Origin of the sequence: Pseudomonas fluorescens, from assembly GCF_000967965.1 — a bacterium.
Classification (GTDB): domain Bacteria; phylum Pseudomonadota; class Gammaproteobacteria; order Pseudomonadales; family Pseudomonadaceae; genus Aquipseudomonas; species Aquipseudomonas grandcourensis.
Window position 1 is genome coordinate 1 of sequence record NZ_LACC01000023.1, and the last position, 18425, is coordinate 18425.

The 18425-nt window shown below is 60.8% G+C and carries 17 protein-coding genes; 13 read left to right on the top strand and 4 right to left on the bottom strand.

Annotated elements, in window-relative coordinates; translation table 11 throughout:
- The 4 genes from VC35_RS18375 to VC35_RS18390 form a co-directional block, all read left to right on the top strand.
- Positions 1 to 324, top strand: a 324-nt coding sequence (locus tag VC35_RS18375; protein ID WP_046041840.1) for a phospholipase D-like domain-containing protein, incomplete at its 5' end; no start/stop codon positions are given.
- Entirely contained in the window at positions 324 to 1592 is a 1269-nt protein-coding gene (locus VC35_RS18380) for an SEL1-like repeat protein (protein WP_046041841.1), read from the top strand. The genes VC35_RS18375 and VC35_RS18380, both read left to right, overlap by 1 nt.
- Before the next feature lie 16 nt (positions 1593 to 1608).
- Complete coding sequence (locus VC35_RS18385) at positions 1609 to 2865, top strand: SEL1-like repeat protein (protein ID WP_221174492.1); 1257 nt, start codon at positions 1609 to 1611, stop codon at positions 2863 to 2865.
- A gap of 90 nt (positions 2866 to 2955) precedes the next feature.
- Entirely contained in the window at positions 2956 to 3555 is a 600-nt protein-coding gene (locus VC35_RS18390; RefSeq protein WP_046041842.1) for a flavin reductase family protein, read from the top strand.
- Positions 3556 to 3567: 12 nt separating this feature from the next.
- On the opposite strand, the gene VC35_RS18395 is transcribed toward VC35_RS18390, so the two are convergent.
- Together VC35_RS18395 and VC35_RS18400 are read right to left on the bottom strand one after the other, a co-directional pair.
- Entirely contained in the window at positions 3568 to 3936 is a 369-nt protein-coding gene (locus tag VC35_RS18395) for a cupin domain-containing protein (RefSeq protein ID WP_046041843.1), read from the bottom strand.
- Between the two features lie 76 nt (positions 3937 to 4012).
- On the bottom strand, positions 4013 to 4822 hold the full coding sequence (locus tag VC35_RS18400) for an AraC family transcriptional regulator (protein ID WP_046042015.1): 810 nt from the start codon (positions 4820 to 4822) through the stop codon (positions 4013 to 4015).
- 165 nt (positions 4823 to 4987) lie between these two features.
- Between VC35_RS18400 and ddlA the strand changes: the two genes are divergently transcribed.
- Positions 4988 to 6082, top strand: a complete 1095-nt coding sequence (ddlA, locus tag VC35_RS18405; RefSeq protein ID WP_046041844.1) for a D-alanine--D-alanine ligase — start codon at positions 4988 to 4990, stop codon at positions 6080 to 6082.
- A 75-nt stretch (positions 6083 to 6157) separates the two neighbouring features.
- Here the strand turns inward: ddlA and ggt are convergent, their stop codons facing one another.
- The gene (gene ggt, locus VC35_RS18410; RefSeq protein ID WP_046041845.1) at positions 6158 to 7990 is read right to left on the bottom strand and encodes a gamma-glutamyltransferase; all 1833 of its coding nucleotides are present in this window, start codon (positions 7988 to 7990) and stop codon (positions 6158 to 6160) included.
- Between the two features lie 166 nt (positions 7991 to 8156).
- Between ggt and VC35_RS18415 the strand changes: the two genes are divergently transcribed.
- Positions 8157 to 9266 (top strand): DUF2817 domain-containing protein, encoded by a 1110-nt coding sequence (locus tag VC35_RS18415; RefSeq protein ID WP_046041846.1) that lies wholly within the window; start codon positions 8157 to 8159, stop codon positions 9264 to 9266.
- 55 nt (positions 9267 to 9321) lie between these two features.
- On the opposite strand, the gene VC35_RS18420 is transcribed toward VC35_RS18415, so the two are convergent.
- Positions 9322 to 10440 (bottom strand): succinylglutamate desuccinylase/aspartoacylase family protein, encoded by a 1119-nt coding sequence (locus tag VC35_RS18420; protein WP_046041847.1) that lies wholly within the window; start codon positions 10438 to 10440, stop codon positions 9322 to 9324.
- 276 nt (positions 10441 to 10716) lie between these two features.
- Here VC35_RS18420 and VC35_RS18425 point away from each other — a divergent pair, with 276 nt between their 5' ends.
- Genes VC35_RS18425 through VC35_RS18455 form a run of 7 tightly spaced genes read left to right on the top strand, consistent with a single transcriptional unit; the run spans position 10717 to position 18299 of the window.
- Positions 10717 to 12318, top strand: a complete 1602-nt coding sequence (locus VC35_RS18425) for a 5-guanidino-2-oxopentanoate decarboxylase (protein WP_046041848.1) — start codon at positions 10717 to 10719, stop codon at positions 12316 to 12318.
- A 19-nt stretch (positions 12319 to 12337) separates the two neighbouring features.
- Positions 12338 to 13921 carry a zinc-binding metallopeptidase family protein gene (locus VC35_RS18430; protein ID WP_046041849.1) on the top strand — a complete coding sequence of 528 codons (1584 nt, stop codon included), beginning with the start codon at positions 12338 to 12340 and terminating at the stop codon, positions 13919 to 13921.
- Between the two features lie 50 nt (positions 13922 to 13971).
- Positions 13972 to 14787: an ABC transporter ATP-binding protein gene (locus tag VC35_RS18435; protein WP_404942362.1), complete on the top strand. Its 816-nt coding sequence runs from the start codon at positions 13972 to 13974 to the stop codon at positions 14785 to 14787.
- 54 nt (positions 14788 to 14841) lie between these two features.
- On the top strand, positions 14842 to 15618 hold the full coding sequence (locus VC35_RS18440; RefSeq protein ID WP_046041850.1) for a transporter substrate-binding domain-containing protein: 777 nt from the start codon (positions 14842 to 14844) through the stop codon (positions 15616 to 15618).
- Positions 15619 to 15654: 36 nt separating this feature from the next.
- Positions 15655 to 16368: an ABC transporter permease gene (locus VC35_RS18445; protein WP_046041851.1), complete on the top strand. Its 714-nt coding sequence runs from the start codon at positions 15655 to 15657 to the stop codon at positions 16366 to 16368.
- A gap of 13 nt (positions 16369 to 16381) precedes the next feature.
- Positions 16382 to 17071 (top strand): ABC transporter permease, encoded by a 690-nt coding sequence (locus VC35_RS18450; RefSeq protein WP_046041852.1) that lies wholly within the window; start codon positions 16382 to 16384, stop codon positions 17069 to 17071.
- Between the two features lie 49 nt (positions 17072 to 17120).
- Positions 17121 to 18299: a pyridoxal phosphate-dependent aminotransferase gene (locus tag VC35_RS18455; RefSeq protein ID WP_046041853.1), complete on the top strand. Its 1179-nt coding sequence runs from the start codon at positions 17121 to 17123 to the stop codon at positions 18297 to 18299.
- The last annotated feature ends 126 nt before the right edge of the window (positions 18300 to 18425 follow it).

Consider the following 18425-nt stretch of genomic DNA (forward strand, 5'->3'; position numbering starts at 1 on the left):
CCGGTGTACGTCCACTCCAAGTTGATGATCGTCGATGACGTGTTCACCACCCACGGCTCGGCCAACATCAATACCCGGAGCATGCAGGTCGATAGCGAGCTGAACATTGCCCATGAGTGGATGAGTGTGACCCAGGCAATTAGGCGGCGGTTGTGGGATCTGCATACGGATGGGAAGGGGGTGCAGGAGGATGTGGGTGATGCATTCAAGGCTTGGCAGAAAATCATCGAAACAAACAAAAAACGCCAGGAAGACAAGACAACGCCTGACGCCCCACTTGTCGAGTTTTACTACGGCAAGGCCAAACTGAGCGACCTCGACTGATGCGCCGTTTTCTCTTGCTCACCTGCCTGCTGTTGTCGGCTTGCGATAGCCGCAGCACCTTCAACTATCTGAAGAAGGATCCTCATGTGAAACCTCTGACGGAAATCAAAGCCAATCTGGCTTTCACCTGTGCCCACGAAAATATCCCGGAAGTCAGTGCTGAATCTGACGTGCTGTTTCGTTACGCCCGTTGGTTGCAGAAAAACAATCAGCTCATACCGGACAAAACTGTCGATGTCGATGTCGAAATCGAACGGTTGTACCGCATCGCCGCCGAGAATGGACATTACAAAGCCAACATCAACCTGCAAAACGGGTCGATGCGCCAACGATTCCAGTTGCGTGGCGCCGAACATCTGCGTTTGAGTCAACAACTGATGGATGCTGGTGTGGCGACAGGTTACTACTTTGTGGGGATCTTTCTTCAGCAGGGTTCGGCCGGGCTTAAGCAGGATCCGGAGATGGCGTTACGTTATTTTCGCAAGGCCGCAGATAAAGGCAACGCCCAGGCGCAATACGATGTGGGGGACAAGCTGGCGCCAAAGAGTATTGCCCCAGAAGTTGCCCGGCAGATGCGCCGTTGTGCTGCTGAACAGGGGCATGGCAGAGCTGCTGTCATGTTGTCGATTTATTTGAGAGATGAACAAAAATACAGCGAAGCAATAGAAGTCTTGCAGATGGGCGTTGCCGGCGGAGACGAGCATTCCGCTGGTCACTTGGAGGATGCATTTAGCGGCCCTCCTAAGTCCAATTTGATGGACTACATCGGCCAGGCGGAAGACCCTGAGCGTGCCGAACGTTACAGAAGAATTCGGAAAACGCTTGCGGGTTTCTCATACGCCAACCCCAACGTCCCCGAAATCAACGAAATCCTCCCGCTGCCACCGGCCAAACTCCCTGTCTGGGACGGCAAGCTCAAATGGCTCGAAGAGCGCCGGGCCAACGTCCCACCAGAAAAGCCCAGCGAAGCGCTGATCCACCAACTGGCCAAGGCCAAACTCCTAGACCCCACTTCCGGTCGACCGCTGCCAGCATCTCCCGATTTCATCCGGGAGCCTTACCGCAAGCTGACCTGCAACAGCGGTCAAGCCTGCCCGCAATCCGGCTATTGGAAAGCGGAAGGCATCGTCGACGAGATCCGACGTTTCGAGAAAGGCGAAATGATGCCGACCCTGAACGTCCGGCGTAGCCATAGCCGTTTCCTGCTCGCCGACCGAATTACCGTCGCAGAGGAAAACATCGAATGGATATTGTTCGGTGAGGCCTAAGCATTTATGGGGCTGTTTGATACTCATCGCCTTGACCGGCTGTGGCGCTAACAATGCCGAGCCTTTGTCGGTGGACTTTGTAAACCCGCTCACCGATATCAACATTAGTCTCGCCTTTACCTGCCAACACGAAACAATTCCGGCGACCTCCGCCGAGGCCGATATGCTGTTCCAATACGCGCGCTGGTTGCAAAAGAACAATCAACTCAAACAGGACAAGACTGTTGATGCAGAGATCGAGCGCTTGTACCGCATCGCCAGTGAGAACGGCCATTACAAAGCCAATATCAACCTGCAGAACGGTGCCATGCGCGGTACTTTCAAACTCCGTGGTGAAGAGCATTTGCGCATGAGTGAGCAACTGATCAACGCCGGAGTGGCAACGGGATATTACTTTGTCGGCATCTTCCTGCAGCACGGCGCAGCCGGGCTGCAGAAAGATCACGAAATAGCGTTGCGTTACTATCGCAAAGCCGCTGATGAAGGTAATGCACTGGCTCAAGCCTATATCGCAGACAAGTTGGCGCCGATCGACGTCGCCCCGGACGTTGCCCGGCAGATGCGCCGTTGCGCAGCAGAACAAGGTCATGGTAAATCAGCCCTCGCCCTAGGGGTCCACTTTAAGAACAAAGGAAAGTACCAAGAAGCGCTTGAGCTCTTCCAGATGGGCGTTGTAGCTGGTAACGACGGCGCTGCCGGCCGATTGGAAAAAGGCTTCCGTGACCCTAAGCCAGATAATCGCTTGCACTACCTCGGTCAACAGGAAGACCTCGAACGCGCCGATCGCTACGAAAAAATCTGGAAAATCCTCTCGGGCTACTCCTACGCCAATCCCAAAGTCCCCGAGATCAACGAAATCGTCCCACTGCCACCCGCGCCGTTGCCATCCTGGGACGGCAAACTCAAATGGCTCGAAGAACGCCTGGCCAATGTCCCCCCTGAAAAACCCAGCGAAGCGCTGATCAACCAACTGGCCAAAGCCAAGCTTCTGGATCCGGCCACTGGACAGGGGCTACCGGGATCGCCTGCATTTAGCCAATCTCATTTGTCGGCACCGAACTGCCATAGCGGCCAAGCCTGTCCGGTAAGTGGATACTGGAAGGTGGGCTGGCTTCCCCGCCACCACTCAGTAGACAGGAGCGTCGCTCGGTATTTCGAACAGGGCGAGATCTTGCCGACACAACTGGTCCAGCGCTACCAGATGCGCATTTGGCCCTTTTCCGACAGGATCACACGACACGAACAAGCGGTTGAATGGTACCTGCTCGGGTGATGGACCACTTTGAAGGAGCGACCGCAGGCTGCGATATTTTCATTTGGGATGTCGTTACAATCGGCTCTTTTCCCCCTGGAGCAGACTTCCATGAGCGTTTCCCACCGCCGTCCGGTTCCCTTGTCCAAGGCCTATCGTCTGCTCAATCATGGCCCGACCGTGCTGGTCAGCGCAGCCCACGGTGGTCAGCGCAATATCATGGCGGCAGCCTGGGCCATGCCGCTGGATTTCGAACCACCGAAAATTGCCGTGGTGCTGGACAAGTCCACCTGGACTCGCCAGTTGCTGGAGGCCTCGGGCACTTTTGTGCTGAACGTTCCTTGCGCCGCCCAGGTCGACATTGTGCAGACCGTCGGTTCGACCTCCGGCCTGGAATTGACCCAGGGTCAGGGGCGCGACAAGTTTGAGACCTACGACTTGCAGACGTTCACCGGCGAGTCGGTTGATGCGCCGATGCTCGAAGGCTGCGTGGCCTGGCTGGAATGTCGCCTGCTGCCCGAGCCGAACAACCACCAGCAGTACGATCTGTTCCTGGCCGAAGTGATTGCCGCCCAGGCTGACGAACGTGTGTTCAGCGAAGGGCGCTGGCACTTCGAAGGGCAAGATGCCTTGCGCACTTTGCACCACGTGGCGGGCGGGCACTTCCTGACCATTGGTGAGCCGGTGGACGGCAAGACCTTGCAGGCTTGAGCCGGTCAGCGCTCAAATCCACACATCATTCTCGGCCGTGCGCTCACCACCTTCGCTGCCGGTGTTGAGCACGCCCTTGGGTTCAATCAGCAGGAGTTTTACCTCCTGCTCGGCACAGGGTTTGTGCTCGACGCCTTTGGGCACCACGTACATTTCCCCTGCGTTCACCAGCACGTGGCCATCGCGAAAATCGATGCGCAACCGGCCTTCGAGCACGATGAAGGTTTCGTCGGTATCGAGGTGGTCGTGCCAGATAAAATCCCCCAGCAACTTCACCACCTTGAACTGGTAGTCGTTCATTTCGGCGATGACCCGGGGCGACCAGTGGGAATCGATCCGGCTGATTTTTTCAGCGAAGTTCAGGCTTTCGTAAGCGTTCATGTAACAGCTCTCATGGAGGTTGGTGAACCCACGATAGCCAGCGACTCAACGCGCTTCTTGTACGATTGTGCGTGGCTCAACGGCGCTGCATGTTCATCCAGCGGGCCGGTGACAGGCCGTAGGTCTTGCTGAATTGCCGCGTCATGTGGCTCTGGTCGGTGAAACCTGCGATCAGCGCGGCGCTGACCAGGCTCTGACCCTGGATCAGCAGCGCACGGACCATGTCCAGGCGGCGCATGGTCAGGTAGCGGTAGGGGCTGGTGCCGAACAACAAGCGGAAATCCCGGGACAGGCTCCAGCGATCCCGACCACTGTGCTGTGCCAGTTCCTCCAGGGTCACGGTGCGATCCAGGGCGCTATGGATGTATTCCCGCGCCCGCTGCGCGGCCACGTAATCGAACCCCGAGCGTTTGCCCGGTGCACCGGAAACCGCGCTCATGGCTTGTGCCAGATCGAACAGCGCGTCCTGTTCCTTCAGTGGATCGAGCGGGCAATCCAGGCTGTGCAGCAAAGCGCCCGTGGCGGCGAACAGGCGGGGATCGTTCGACAACCCGGTCTTGATGAACGGCAGCGCTTGCCCGCCGAGCATCTGCTGGATCAGCGCCGGTTCGATGTACATCATCCGGTACTGGAAACCGGACTCGGTCCCGGCCTCGCCATCGTGGGCTTCGTCCGGGTGCAGCACGATCGTTGCGCCCGGCAGGCTGTGACGCCAGCCGCCGCGATACTGAAAGCTCTGCACCCCGGCCAGGGTGTGGCCGATGGCATAGGTGTCGTGGCGGTGAAGGTCGTAGCCATGGCCGGCAAAAAACGCCTCGAAACGCTGCAGCCCGCCGACATCGGGCGCGCGAAGGAACCAGTCATTGCGAGGCGGACGCTTGGCCATGGTGATGATCGTCTTGAGCTTGATGCACAACACGGTAACCCAGCCGGCGGTTCCCTGTCTTCTGATCGGAAGGCGGCTTATCGGCTAGAAAACCAAGAGCAAATACTGCACCGTGGGGCGCATTCGCTACAGGTTGTTTTTTATTTGTCAGGATGAGGCCAGGTCATGAGCAAATTGCGTGTGGGGATCATTTTCGGGGGCCGTTCGGCCGAGCATGAGGTGTCGTTGCAGTCGGCGAAAAACATCGTCGATGCGCTGGATCGTTCACGCTTCGAGCCGGTACTGATCGGCATCGACAAACAAGGCCATTGGCACCTCAACGACCCTTCCAGCTTTTTGCTGAACCAGGAAAACCCGGCGCTGATCGCGCTCAACCAGTCCAACCGCGAACTGGCCGTGGTGCCGGGCAAAGCCACTCAGCAACTGGTGGAAACCTCCAGCCAGGAAATGCTCGGTCACGTCGATGTGATCTTCCCGATTGTCCACGGCACCCTCGGTGAAGACGGTTGCCTGCAAGGCTTGCTGCGCATGGCCGATCTGCCGTTTGTCGGCTCCGATGTGCTCGGCTCGGCCGTGTGCATGGACAAGGACATCAGCAAGCGCCTGCTGCGCGATGCCGGCCTGGCCGTGACGCCGTTCGTGACATTGACCCGCGCCACGGCGGCGCGCACCGGGTTTGCCGAGGTGCGGGGCAAGTTGGGTTTGCCGCTGTTCGTCAAACCGGCGAATCAGGGCTCTTCCGTGGGCGTGAGCAAGGTCACCGACGAGGCTGAGTACAGTGCTGCGGTGGAACTGGCCTTGAGTTTCGATACCAAGGTGTTGATCGAATCTGCCGTCAGCGGCCGCGAGATTGAATGCGCGGTGCTCGGCAATGAAGACGCCATCGCCAGTGGCTGCGGCGAGATCGTGGTACGCAGCGGGTTCTACTCCTACGACAGCAAGTACATCGACGACACGGCTGCTGAAGTGGTGGTACCGGCCAATATCAGCGTCGAGGCCAGCGAACGCATTCGCGCCCTGGCCGTCGAGGCATTTCAGGTGCTGGGCTGCTCCGGCCTGGCCCGCGTCGACGTGTTCCTGACCGACAGCGGCGAAGTGCTGATCAACGAAATCAACTCGCTGCCCGGCTTCACCCGCATCAGCATGTACCCGAAGCTGTGGCAGGCCACCGGCATGACCTACAGCGAACTGGTGACGCGACTGATCGAACTGGCGCTGGAAAAACACCAGGTTCGGCAGGGGTTGAAGATCAGTCGATAAGCGCTGCTGATTTTCGCTTGTGTACATAAAAAGGGCCTACCCACCGGTAAGCCCTTTCTCATCCACGCGTACGACTCAATCCCCCAACGCTTGCCCCTCACGCCGTGGATCGGCCCCGCCTGTCAGCGACGCTTTGCCTTGGGCGTCCTTGACCCGGACGATCGTCTGGGTCCCGCTGGTCATGTCGATCTCGCTCACGCTGTGCCCTTTGTCTTTCAGCGCCTGAATCAGCGTCGGGCTGAACTGCCCCTGTTCCAGTTCGGTCGGGCCGTTGCGGCTGCCGAAATTGGGCAGGTTGATGGCCGCCTGGGCATCGAGGTTCCAGTCGAGCAGGCCGATGGTGGATTTGGCCACGTATTCGATGATTTGCGAGCCGCCGGGGGAACCGACGGTGGCGAGGAATTCGCCACTCTGGCGGTCGAAGATCAGGGTCGGGGCCATGGAGGAGCGCGGGCGTTTGCCAGGCTCGACGCGGTTGGCGACTTTTTGCCCGTTTTCCTCGGGGATGAACGAGAAGTCGGTCATCTCGTTGTTGAGCATGAAACCCTGAACCATGATGTGCGAGCCGAACGCCGATTCGATGGTGGTGGTCATCGACACGGCACCGCCGGTGTCATCGACGGCCACCACTTGCGAGGTGGAAATCCGCAGCGGCGAACGATCCGGCGCATAGGCCACCCGGATGCCCGGCGGCGTGCCGGGTTTGGCCGTGCCCATGCTGCGTTCGCCAATCAGGGCGGCGCGGCTGGCGAGGTAGGTCCGGTCGACCAGGCCCTTGACCGGCACGGGTACGAAGTCTGTATCGGCGACGTACTGAGCTCGGTCGGCGTAGGCCAGGCGTTCGGCTTCAGAGATCAGGTGCACGGCTTGCGGGTCGGGTTCGATGCCGGCCGGGGCCGTGGTCTTGACCGGTTTCAGCGGCACCAGCGCCAAGCGTTTATCGCGGGTCTCCAGGGCTTGCAGCGTGCCGAGGATCTGCGCCACGGCGATCCCGCCCGACGACGGCGGCGGCATGCCGCAGACTTGCCAGCGCTTGTAGTCGGTGCACAGTGGCGCGCGCTCCTTGGCCTGGTAGTTGGCGAGATCGCTCACGGACAGGCTGCCGGGGTTCGCGTGACCCTGCACCTTGGCTGCGATTTCCTCGGCGACCGGGCCTTTGTACAGGGCATCCGGGCCTTCATGGGCGATGCGTTTGAACACGGCGGCCAGTGCCGGGTTCTTCAAGCTTGTGCCGACGGCTTTTGGGCTGCCATCGGCATTACGGAAGTAAGCCATCATTTCCGCTGAGCGCGGCATGGACGAATCTGCGGCGATCAACTGGTGCAGGCGTGGCGAAATGGCGAAGCCTTGTTCGGCGAGCCGGATGGCTGGTTCTAACAGCTGCGCCCAGGGCAGGCGTCCGTGTTTTTGATGGGCCAGTTCCAGGGCGCGCAATACACCGGGCGTGCCCACCGAGCGGCCGCCAATCTGCGCCTGGGTGAACCCCATCGGTTGTCCATTGGCTTGCAGGAAAAGCTTCTCGGTGGCGCCGGCCGGGGCGGTTTCACGCCCGTCGTAGGTGCGCACGGCCTTGCCATCCCAAAGTACGATCAATGCGCCGCCACCGATGCCCGAAGACTGTGGCTCGACCAGCGTCAGCACCGCTTGCATCGCAATCGCCGCGTCGATGGCCGAGCCGCCCCGGCGCAGCATCTCCCGCCCGGCTTCGGCCGCCAGCGGGTTGGCTGCCGCAGCCATGTATTTCTCGGCGTGTTGAGTTTTAAGGTCGGTGCGGAAACCGGAAGCGCTTTCCGGTGCGAGTGGCAGCGTCGGCACCGAAGCGTTGTTGCACGCGGTAAGGGTCAAGGCGCTGGCGAGCAGAACCAGGGCTGGCAGGCGATAGCGGCGCAAAGGGAAGGTTGAGAACACGTGGGGTACTCCGTCCGTTGGATCTACGATCAGCCGACTTTATCGGCCGACCGGTAGGGACGCAAACCGGGTCCTGCGGCACCGACGTTTTTGTCCTTCATCAATGGCGGGATTTTCTGTAGGGTCATTGCTAACAGGCAGGCCGGAAAACCAACAAGAGGCAGACATGCAAACCGAGTTCCCCACCCAGTCCAGCTATCGCACCCAGCGTGAACAGTTCCTGGCCGCAGCCACCACGGCGGGCGCAACGCTGACGGAGTATCCACACCCGCTCAAAGGACCCTTCGGCGAGCCCCTGAGTACCGATGTGGCGGTGCTGGGGGATCCGGGCGCCAAACGGCTGCTGATCGCGTTGAGCGGCACTCACGGGGTCGAAGGCTTCTATGGTTCGGGCTGCCAGATCAAATGGCTGCAGGAGTTGGGCAAGCGCTCCCTGCCAGCGGACGTCGCCGTGGTCATGATCCATGCCATCAACCCTTGGGGCATGGCGTGGTTGCGCCGGGTCAACGAAGACAACATCGACCTGAACCGCAATCACCTGGATTTCCAGCGACCGCTGCCAGACAACCAGGCCTACAACGCCCTGCATGAAATCTATGCCTGCCCGCAGTTGCACGGTCCGCAGCGTGATCGTGCCGATGCCTTGCTCGACGAGCAGATTCGCCTGCACGGCTGGCCGGCAGTCATGTCGATTGTCGAGGGCGGTCAGCATGCTCATCCCGACGGCCTGTTTTTCGGCGGGCTGGCGCCGAGCTGGTCGAACCGCACGCTGCACAAAATCGTGCAAAAGCACGTGGCCCATGCCGAGGTCGCGATGTGTTTCGACCTGCACACGGGCGCTGGCGAGTACGGTCATCCGATGTTGTTGACCATCACCGAGTCCGCCTATCCGGCACTGGCGGATGCGCAGGCGATTTATGGCCCGTGGCTCTACAGCCTGCAAACCGGTGCCGACACCGTCAGCGAAACCGGCGTGGCGGCAACGGCCACCGGCTACACCTCGCAAGCGCTGATCAATGCGTTGCCGCAGGTTCGCTTGATGCCGTTTGTCATTGAGTGCGGGACTTACCCGGGGCCGGACGTTCACCGTCATCTGCGCGATGACCACTGGCTGCATCTGCACGGCAACCCGAATGACGTAACAGGGCGCGAGATCAAGCTGAGTCTGCTCGAGCAGTTCTATCCCGCCGACAGCGATTGGCAGGCGATGGTCTGGCTGCGCACCTGGCAGATCTGGGAGCGGGCGCTGTCGGCATTACCGACGGTTCGCAACTGACACCCCTCAGTGGCTCGATGGCCGCGGTTCAGGCTTGCCTGTGACCGCGGCACCATCACGCCGAAACCATTACACCGCCTTCGAGTGCCGTAGCCCCGGCCACTTTGCACAATTCGACCCCCGCTGCCGCAAATCGAATCGCACTGCGCATGTACATCACGCCACGGGTGGAACTGCATACAACCTGCGTAGCGCCAGTGATGGGGTCTATGACGTGCACCACCGGCTCATCACGCTCGATCCACGCGCCGGGTTTGTGCAGGAACACCACGAGCCCGGCGCAGGGGGCGCGCAAGGTCAGTGAGCCATCGAAGGGTGTCGCGGGCTGGAGCAGGGCAGGCATCGGCGGAGGTGTGCCGGCGAGGATGCCCCGGTGTTGCAGGAAGGCGTAGAGCGCGGCGGCATCGACGCGGGCCAATGCATGATCGACATCCGCTTCACCGCGTAACTCGACGGTAGCGGCGACGCAGCCGGAAGGGATCGGAAAGCGTCCGGCAAACGCTTCGGCCAGGCGCCACCAGGGTTGACCGCAAGCCTCGTCAAACGAACCGGCGCCCGTACCGCTCGCCAGCAGGCTGGCCTGTGCGCCGATGTAGCGTGCCAGCGGTTCGATCTGCGACCAACAGGGCGTTTCTCCATACAAGTGAACCACGGCCTGGGCATCGCAATGCAGGTCGAGGACGAAATCGGCGTCGTGGGCCAGCAGCAATTGTGCCTGGCGCATCGAGTCGATCTCGCTGGTCGGGCGAATCTGTTTCAAGGCGCTGGCCATGGCGCGCCGAATGATCTGCCGATTTTCATCGGCATCCCCGGTCAGTTCATGGGCCAACCGATCTTTGATTGTCTCGGCCAAATCAGGATAACGGCGATTGAAATTCTCACCGCTGTTGAAATCGAAACGTCCCATCGCGTCGTGCATCAAGGTCTGTTCGAGGCCAATCGGATTGGCGATGGGGACCAGCACGATCTCCCCGAGGATCTGTCCGCGAGCCTCGGCACCGTCGAGCATTTCACGCAGATGATGCAGCGCCAGCATGCCGGGCAATTCGTCGGCGTGCAGGCTGGCTTGCAGATAAACCTTGCCGGCGCGTCCGGGCTGACCGTAGTGGAAGCTGATCAGGTGCCGCTGGGTACAGGGGTTGCGGGTCAACAGGGGCTGATGCTCGACGCGCATAAAGCGTTCCTTGAGACAGAGGGGGCAAGTGCCGAGGGTTCCATCTTTATGAAAATGAGTGGCCCCAACAATCGAATAATTTGCCCGTCACTGGTGAGCAAAATGATCCTTTGACCGGCAGTGATACGCCCAAATGCTCAACAAGATCGTTCAATAAAATTTGACAGTGAGGCAAATTTATTTCGATTGATGTAATCGTTTCGTCACCAATACTAGGGCCCTCGGTTCAGGTCTCTGTGAGCCTGGCATTCCCAATAAGAATAAAGAGGTGCTCGCATGACCAGTTGTGCCCAGGCGCTCGTCCGGTTACTTGAAGGCTACGGCGTGGAGTCGGTGTTCGGCATTCCCGGTGTGCACACGGTCGAGCTTTATCGCGGGCTGCACGGCAGTTCTTTGCGCCACATCAGCCCGCGTCACGAACAGGGTGCAGGGTTCATGGCGGACGGCTACGCCCGGGCCAGCGGCAAGCCCGGCGTGTGCTTCATCATTACCGGCCCCGGCATGACAAACATCCTCACCGCCATGGGCCAGGCCTACGCCGACTCGGTGCCGATGCTGGTGATTTCCACCACCAGCCGCCGCGAACATCAACGCCTGGGCCATGGCTACCTGCATGAAATGCCCGACCAGCGTGCAGTGGTCGCCGGGGTCTGCGCATTCAGCCATACCTTGCAGCGCCCCGAGGAATTGCCGGAAGTGCTTGCCCGCGCCTTCGCGCTGTTCGGCTGTGCCCGCCCGCGTCCAGTGCACATCGAAATTCCGTTGGACGTGCTGGAAATGCCGGCCGACAACCTCGACCTGCGCCCACGTACCTTGCCGCAAGCCCCGGCGCCGGCGGCCGCGAATATTGCGGCGGCGGTGAAGCTGCTGGCGGCGGCGCGCAAGCCGTTGATCCTCGCCGGTGGCGGCGCCCGAGGCGCAGGCCGGCTGGTGCAGGCGCTAGCGGAAAAGTTGCAGGCGCCGGTCGCCCTCACCACCAATGCCCGTGGCCTGCTGGCGCCGGAGCACCCGCTGTTGCTCGACGGGGTGCAGTCGTCGGCGCATGGCCGTGCACTGTTTGCCGAAGCCGACGTGGTATTGGCGGTCGGTACCGAATTGGGGGAAACCGATTACGACTTCTTCGGTCTCGGCCCGCTGTCACTCAATGCGCCGCTGATTCGCCTGGACATCGATCCCTTGCAGATCCTGGGGGCGGCACGCGCCGACGTGGGCCTGCTGGGCGATGCCGGGCAAGGGCTGCAAGCGCTCCTGGCGGCAGTGCCTGAAGCTTGCGCCAGCGACTGGGCCTATCAGCGTGTGGCACAGGTCAACGCTGCTGAACGGTCCGGCTGGAGCAGCAAGCAGAACGTCATGCAGCAGATGCTCGACACCCTGCGCGACAGCCTGCCCGCACCGATCGTGGTCGGCGATTCGACCCAGCCGGTGTATCAGGGCGCGCTGGGTTATCGCGCCCCGCAAGCCAACAGTTGGTTCAACGCCGGCACAGGCTTTGGCACCTTGGGTTACGGCTTGCCGGCGGCCATCGGCGCCAAGCTCGCCGCGCGCGATCGTCCCGTAGTAGCGGTGGTCGGCGATGGTGGCGTGCAGTTCTCCAGTGCCGAACTGATCGCTGCCCGTGAAGCGGAGTTGGGGGTGATCGTGGTGCTGTGGAACAACCACTGTTATGCCGAAATCCGCGACTACATGACCAACCGCGATATTCCCCCATTGGGCGTGGACATCCTGCCACCGGACTTTGCCGCGTTGGCCAAGTCCTGCCACGTCGCCCACATCGCCATAAGCAGCCTTGAGCAGTTGCGCGAGGTACTTGCCAGCCAGGCCCACACCCGTCAGCCGATTCTGCTGGAGCTGGACGCCGCCGCTTTCCTGTCTGCCTGAGTCGTTAGGAGTGAACCACATGGAATTACAGAAAAGATTTGCCCTGAAGTGGGTCGACCAGCATCGTCAGCAGTTATCGGATTGGCACCAGATCATCTGGCACTACGCGGAGCCTGCGTTTCGCGAGTACAAGTCCTGTGCCTGGTATGTGGATCTGTTGCGCAAGGAAGGTTTCACCGTCGAAGAAAACAGCGGCGGCATGCCTACCGCGTTTTGCGCAACCTTCAGTAATGGCCAGGGACCGGTGCTGGCGACCTACGCCGAATACGATGCGGTCCCCGGTAACTGCCAGGCCGCTACCACCCGCAAGATGCCCCGCGAAGGCCTGTCGCGATTTGCCCCGGGCCACACCGATCCGCACTCTGCGCTGGGTATCAGTGCATTGGGCGGGGTGCTCGCGGCGAAGGCGGCGATGCTTGAGTTCGGCATCGAGGGCACCATTCGTTTCTTTGGTGAACCGGCGGAAAAGCTCCGTGCGTCCAAACCCGTACACGCGGCCAAGGGTTACTACGACAACCTGGATGCGGCCATCAGTTTTCACCCCACCTACATGTTGCCGCTGAACAACACCACCACCTGGGATACCCATTGCGGCATTGCTTACGCCTACATCTACAGCTTCACCTGCGAAGACCCGGAAAACTGGATTGCCGCCGACCGCTATAGTCCGATTCCGCAGAATCACCTGGCTGCCCGGGCACCGGGCGCCAACGATGCGCTGATGCACTTCTACAACCTCAACGAAAGCCTGCGCCGTTCGACCCTGCCGTTCACCGGTTTGTGGAGTTACAACGAGGCCATCCTGACGGCCGGGCAGGCCACCGCCGACAATCTGCCACCGCACCTGTCACAGATCCAGTACCTGCTGCGTTGCGATTCGATCGAGCAGGCCGAAACCATTTCCCAGGTGATGGATAACAACGCCGCCGCTGCGGCGATGGCCACCGGTTGCCAGTGGAAAAAGACCTGGGTCTGCAAGTCCCGTGGCGGTCTGCCCAACCATGTGCTGGCGCGGGCGACCTACAGCAACCTGGCCGCCGTCGGCGCACCGCAATGGGGGGCTGAAGCCTGCGAGATTGCCCGTGAGATCCAGAGCAATCTCGGCCTGGTACCGATGGCGGAACCCTTCCTGCCGGCCACCGAACAACTGATCGACCCGCAGGAGTGCGAGCGGCAGATGCGCCTGCAAATGCCGGCATGGCAGAAGTACCTGACTTCCGACGACTACCCCGAATACACCTGGCATTGCCCGACCGTGCGTCTGCTGGTGGCCCGCCCGATGCTCAGCGCGCCCGCCGGCCACGTGTACCCGGATTGGGTCTCCAATGCCTTGGGCGGCATACCGCAGACCATCGATCCGATGATCGAAGTGGCGGCGAAAACCATTGCCAACACCTTGCTCGACCTGTTCTGCAACGACGATTTGCTCAAGGCTGCCAAAGCCGAGTTCGACCAGCGCACCGGCGGTGGCATCGGCGGTGAGCGCTGGCAGGCGCCGCTGTTGCCGGCCGACTTTCAAGCCCCCCATCGCTTCCGCTGGCCGGAGTACATACGCACCGTGCGTGGCGAAGAGTGGTGGATCCCGGCGCGCGACGACGAATAGTCGTGGCGTTGCCCGGCCTGCCTGAACAATCAGAATTCGAGGATCCAGACGTGCAAGCACTCACCCACGTGAATATCCCCCAGCCACACACTGACACCGCGGTCGTCGCCATCGATGACCTGCACAAGAGCTATGCCGATCACCACGTGCTCAAGGGCATTTCGATGCGCGCCAAAGAGGGCGAAGTGGTCTCGCTTATCGGTTCAAGTGGTTCGGGCAAAAGTACTTTGCTGCGTTGCATCAACCTGCTGGAAATCCCCTGCAGCGGCAGCCTGAGAATCAACGGCGAAGAAGTGCGGTTGAAGACGGGGCGCGGTGGCGTCGCGCAGATCGCCGATCCGCGTCAGGTCGAGCGTCTGCGCACGCGTTTGAGCATGGTGTTCCAGAGTTTCAACCTGTGGCCCCATCGCACCGTGCTGGAAAACGTTATCGAAGCGCCGGTGTACGTACTCGGCGAGGACCGCAAGGAAGCCACGGCGCATGCCGAACACCTGCTGGAAAAAGTCGGCCTGATCGACAAGCGAAACGTGTATCCCTCGTTTCTGTCCGGTGGCCAGCAACAGCGCGTAGCGATTGCCCGCGCTCTGGCCATGCGCCCGCAAGTGATGCTGTTCGATGAGCCGACCTCGGCCTTGGACCCTGAGCTGGTGGGCGAAGTGTTGCGGGTGATTCAGGGCATCGCCGAAGAGGGGCGGACGATGATTCTGGTCACCCACGAAATGGCCTTTGCCCGGGATGTATCGAGCAAGGTCATCTATCTGCATCAAGGCCGGATCGAAGAAGAGGGCACGCCGCAGCAGGTATTGCTCGATCCACGCAGTGAGCGTTGCCGGCAATTCGTAATGGCCCAGGACAACCGCGGATAACCCGCAGTGATGTTTTCACCTCGATAACTACAAACTGAAAAGAGGCATCAAAACATGAAGAAAACTCTGTTGATCACCCTGCAAGCCTGCCTGCTGGCCGGCATCGCCAGTACCTCGTTCGCTGCTGACAAACTGGTGTTTGGTATCGCCCTGGAACCTTACCCGCCGTTCTCCTTCAAGAGCGGCAAGGGCGAGTGGAGTGGCTTTGAACCGGAGATGATCACCGCGGTCTGCGAGCGCATGAAGGCCGATTGCAGCCTTAACGAAATGTCCTGGGACGGCCTGATTCCGGCCCTGAAGTCGCAACAGGTGGACGTGGTGCTCAACTCGTTGTCGATCACTCCAGAACGTCAGCAAGTGATCGATTTCACCCAGCCGTACTTCTTCACCCGCGCACTGTGGATCGGTGATCGCAGCATGGAACTCGAACCGACCCCGGCCGGCCTCAAGGGCAAGATCATTGGTGTGCAGGGTTCGACCACCCACGCCGCGTTCGTCAAGAAGTACTACGGCGAAACCTCCACCATCCGTTATTACAACGACCAGGACGACATCCTCGCGGACCTGCGCAGTGGTCGCGTCGACATCATGCTGGCTGACCAGTTGGTGGTTGAGCCGATGCTGGACAACCCCGACAACTCGATGCTCGCCAGCAAGGGCGTAGCGCCGCTTGACCCGCTGTTTGGCGACGGTGTGGGCGCGGGTGTGCGCAAAGGCAACGATGCCCTGCGCGAGCGTTTGAATGTGGCGCTGCAATCGCTGCGTGCCGATGGCAGCTACGAAAAGATCCGTGAGCGCTACTTCAAGTCTGATATCTCGGCCCTTGAGTAATCAGCTTCTTCAGGCAAACCCAACACAGGTGTGCTCATGACACTTTCTGATATTTCCCGGCTGTTCTTCAGCGATGGCTGGCTCCAGGCCCTGGCCCAGGGGATGGTCAAGACCTTGGGGATTTCCCTGGGGGCTTTTGTCCTGGGGCTGGCCATCGGCCTGGTCGTGGCCATGGCCAAGCTCAAGGGCCCGCGCTGGTTGGTCGTTTGCGCCAATTGCTACACCACGCTCTACCGCGCGGTGCCGGAGTTGCTGCTGATCCTGCTGCTCTACTACGCTGGTGCCGATCTGATCAACCTGACGCTGGCCGCATTCGGCCAGCCGAGCGTCGAGATCAACGGGTTCATGGCTGCTGTGGTGGTGCTGGGCATTGTGCAGGGCGCCTATTCGGGGGAAATCATTCGCGGTGCGATCGAGTCCATCCCCCACGGTCAGATAGAAGCGGCGCGCGCCTACGGTATCTCCCACAGCTTGCTGGTGAGGAGGGTGATTCTGCCGTGCATGCTGCCCTTCGCGATTGCCGGGTTATCCAACCTGTGGCTGGTGCTGGTCAAGGAAAGCGCCTTGATCAGCGTGGTGGGTTACAGCGAGTTGCTGACAGCCGGCCGCCAGGCAGCGGCATCGACCAAGCATTATTTGCTGTTTTACCTCGCCGTGGCTGCGTTCTATTACCTGATCACGCTGGTTTCCAGCTCGGTCTTCCGGCGGGTCGAAGTGCGCTTCGAACGCTGGATGCCACGGCACGCATAAGGGGAGGGCGAGCATGGACTTTCATTGGTTGGGCAATTTTTACCAGGAGCTGGTCAAGGGTGCCGGACTGACCCTGCAGTTGTTGCTGATCTCCGGGGTTATCGGCTTTTTCATGGCGGTGCTTGTGGCGCTGGGGCGTTTGTCGAAGAACCGCTTCCTGTCCAACGGACTGCGCTTTTACACCAGCGTGCTGCGGGGGACGCCATTGCTGGTGCAGATCTACGTGTTGTACTACGGCGTGGGCAGTGTTTTTGCGACCTTCCCGTTGATTCGCGGCAGTATGTTCTGGCCGTACTTGCGAGAAGGCTTCTGGTACGTGGCGTTCGCGCTGACCTTGAGCGTTTCCGCGTACGTCGGTGAAGTGTTGCGCGGTGGCTTGCGCGCGGTACCGCGCGGCGAACTGGAAGCTGCGCGAGCCTATGGCATGCGCCCCTGGCTGGTGTTGCGCCGGGTGTGGATGCCGCGCGCCTTGCAGATGCTGCGTCCGACATTGGCCGGGGAAAGTGTGATGCTACTCAAGGCCACGGCGCTGGCCTCTACCGTGGCGGTCACCGACCTGCTGGGGGCGGCAAACCTGGTGCGTTCGCAAACATTACGCGTCTATGAGCCGCTGCTGGTGGTGGCGGTGATCTACATCATCCTGGCGATTGTCATTGAGCAAGGTTTTGCCCGGATAGGCAAAACGCCGCAACGTCAGGCCTGACTTCAAGGTCGATGGACACATCGGCCCAAGGGCTCAAAAGGAGTTTCATATGAAATATTCGTCCATGGTCAAACGCATCAGCGGCGAAACCGTCACCGCCTGGGACATTCACTACGCAGCCTGTGATGCACAGGCTCGTGGTGAAGATGCAATCGTGTTGAGCATCGGCGATCCGGATTTCGCCACTGCCGATGAGATATGCGCGGCGGCGGTTCAGGCAATCAATGAGGGCGACACCCACTACACCCACGTGATCGGGCGCCCGGCCCTGCGCGAAGCGATTGCCGCCAAGCAGTCGGCATTGCTCGGCCGGCCGGTGTCCGCCGACAACGTGGCACTGGTGGCCGGCGCACAGAACGGTTTGTATGCCACGGCCATGTGCCTGTTCGAACAAGGCGATGAAGTGCTGGTGCCGGAACCCATGTACCTGACGTACGCGGCGAGCATCCAGGCATCAGGTGCATGCCTGGTGCCGATTGCCCAGCCGGCCGCAGAAGACTTCCGCCTGACCCTGGCCGCGCTGGAAGCGGTGGTGACCGACAAGACCCGTGGCATTGCCCTGGCCACGCCGAACAATCCCACCGGCAATGTCTACACCCGCGAGGAGCTGGAGGCCGTTGCACTGATTGCCCAACGCCACAACCTGTGGGTCATCAGCGACGAGGTTTATGGTCAGCTGACCTATGACCGTCCGCACCAGAGCGTGGCCACCCTTGAGGGCATGGCCGAGCGCACCGTCATTTTGAACAGTCTGTCCAAATCCCACGCCATGACCGGTTGGCGAGTCGGCTGGGTGGTGGGGCCGCAAGAGCTGATCGGCCACCTCGATAACTTGTTGCTGTGCATGCTCTACGGCTTGCCGGGGTTCATTCAGGCCGCTGCGCTCAAGGCGCTGGAACTGGATGAGCAAGTGGTCGGGGAAGGGCGGGCTCTTTACCGCCGGCGCCGGGACCTGGTGGTCGAAGGTTTGCGCCATGTGCCGCTGCTCAAGTGCAAGGTGCCTGAGGCGGGCATGTTCATGCTGGTGGATGTGCGTGAGACGGGCTTGTCGAGCACGGACTTTGCCTGGCAACTGTTCCGTGAAACCGGTGTTGCCGTACTCGATGCCAGCGCTTTTGGCGCCAGCACCGCCGGCTTCGTACGCATCTCGTTCACGGTATCCGACGCAGCGCTCAGTGATGCCTGCGGTCGAATCGCAGGCTTCATCGAGCGCCTTCGCGGGCAATGACGTTTCTGCTGCCACGGGGGGGTAGGGGACCTGCCCCTGACTGTCTTGGCAGCCTTCGAAATCCGATGCGATAACTTCAATACTGCGGTGCAGGAATTCCTGTCACCGCAGTGCACTTTTCTCGAG

Coding starts and splice junctions, on each gene's coding strand:
- VC35_RS18390 (WP_046041842.1), top strand. CDS start 2,956: ATGAGCGTTTCCCACCGCCGTCCGGTTCCCTTGTCCAAGGCCTATCGT.
- VC35_RS18430 (WP_046041849.1), top strand. CDS start 12,338: ATGGAATTACAGAAAAGATTTGCCCTGAAGTGGGTCGACCAGCATCGT.
- VC35_RS18415 (WP_046041846.1), top strand. CDS start 8,157: ATGCAAACCGAGTTCCCCACCCAGTCCAGCTATCGCACCCAGCGTGAA.
- VC35_RS18450 (WP_046041852.1), top strand. CDS start 16,382: ATGGACTTTCATTGGTTGGGCAATTTTTACCAGGAGCTGGTCAAGGGT.
- VC35_RS18420 (WP_046041847.1), bottom strand. CDS start 10,440: ATGCGCGTCGAGCATCAGCCCCTGTTGACCCGCAACCCCTGTACCCAG.
- VC35_RS18445 (WP_046041851.1), top strand. CDS start 15,655: ATGACACTTTCTGATATTTCCCGGCTGTTCTTCAGCGATGGCTGGCTC.
- VC35_RS18455 (WP_046041853.1), top strand. CDS start 17,121: ATGAAATATTCGTCCATGGTCAAACGCATCAGCGGCGAAACCGTCACC.
- VC35_RS18380 (WP_046041841.1), top strand. CDS start 324: ATGCGCCGTTTTCTCTTGCTCACCTGCCTGCTGTTGTCGGCTTGCGAT.
- VC35_RS18395 (WP_046041843.1), bottom strand. CDS start 3,936: ATGAACGCTTACGAAAGCCTGAACTTCGCTGAAAAAATCAGCCGGATC.
- VC35_RS18440 (WP_046041850.1), top strand. CDS start 14,842: ATGAAGAAAACTCTGTTGATCACCCTGCAAGCCTGCCTGCTGGCCGGC.
- ddlA (WP_046041844.1), top strand. CDS start 4,988: ATGAGCAAATTGCGTGTGGGGATCATTTTCGGGGGCCGTTCGGCCGAG.
- VC35_RS18400 (WP_046042015.1), bottom strand. CDS start 4,822: ATGGCCAAGCGTCCGCCTCGCAATGACTGGTTCCTTCGCGCGCCCGAT.
- VC35_RS18425 (WP_046041848.1), top strand. CDS start 10,717: ATGACCAGTTGTGCCCAGGCGCTCGTCCGGTTACTTGAAGGCTACGGC.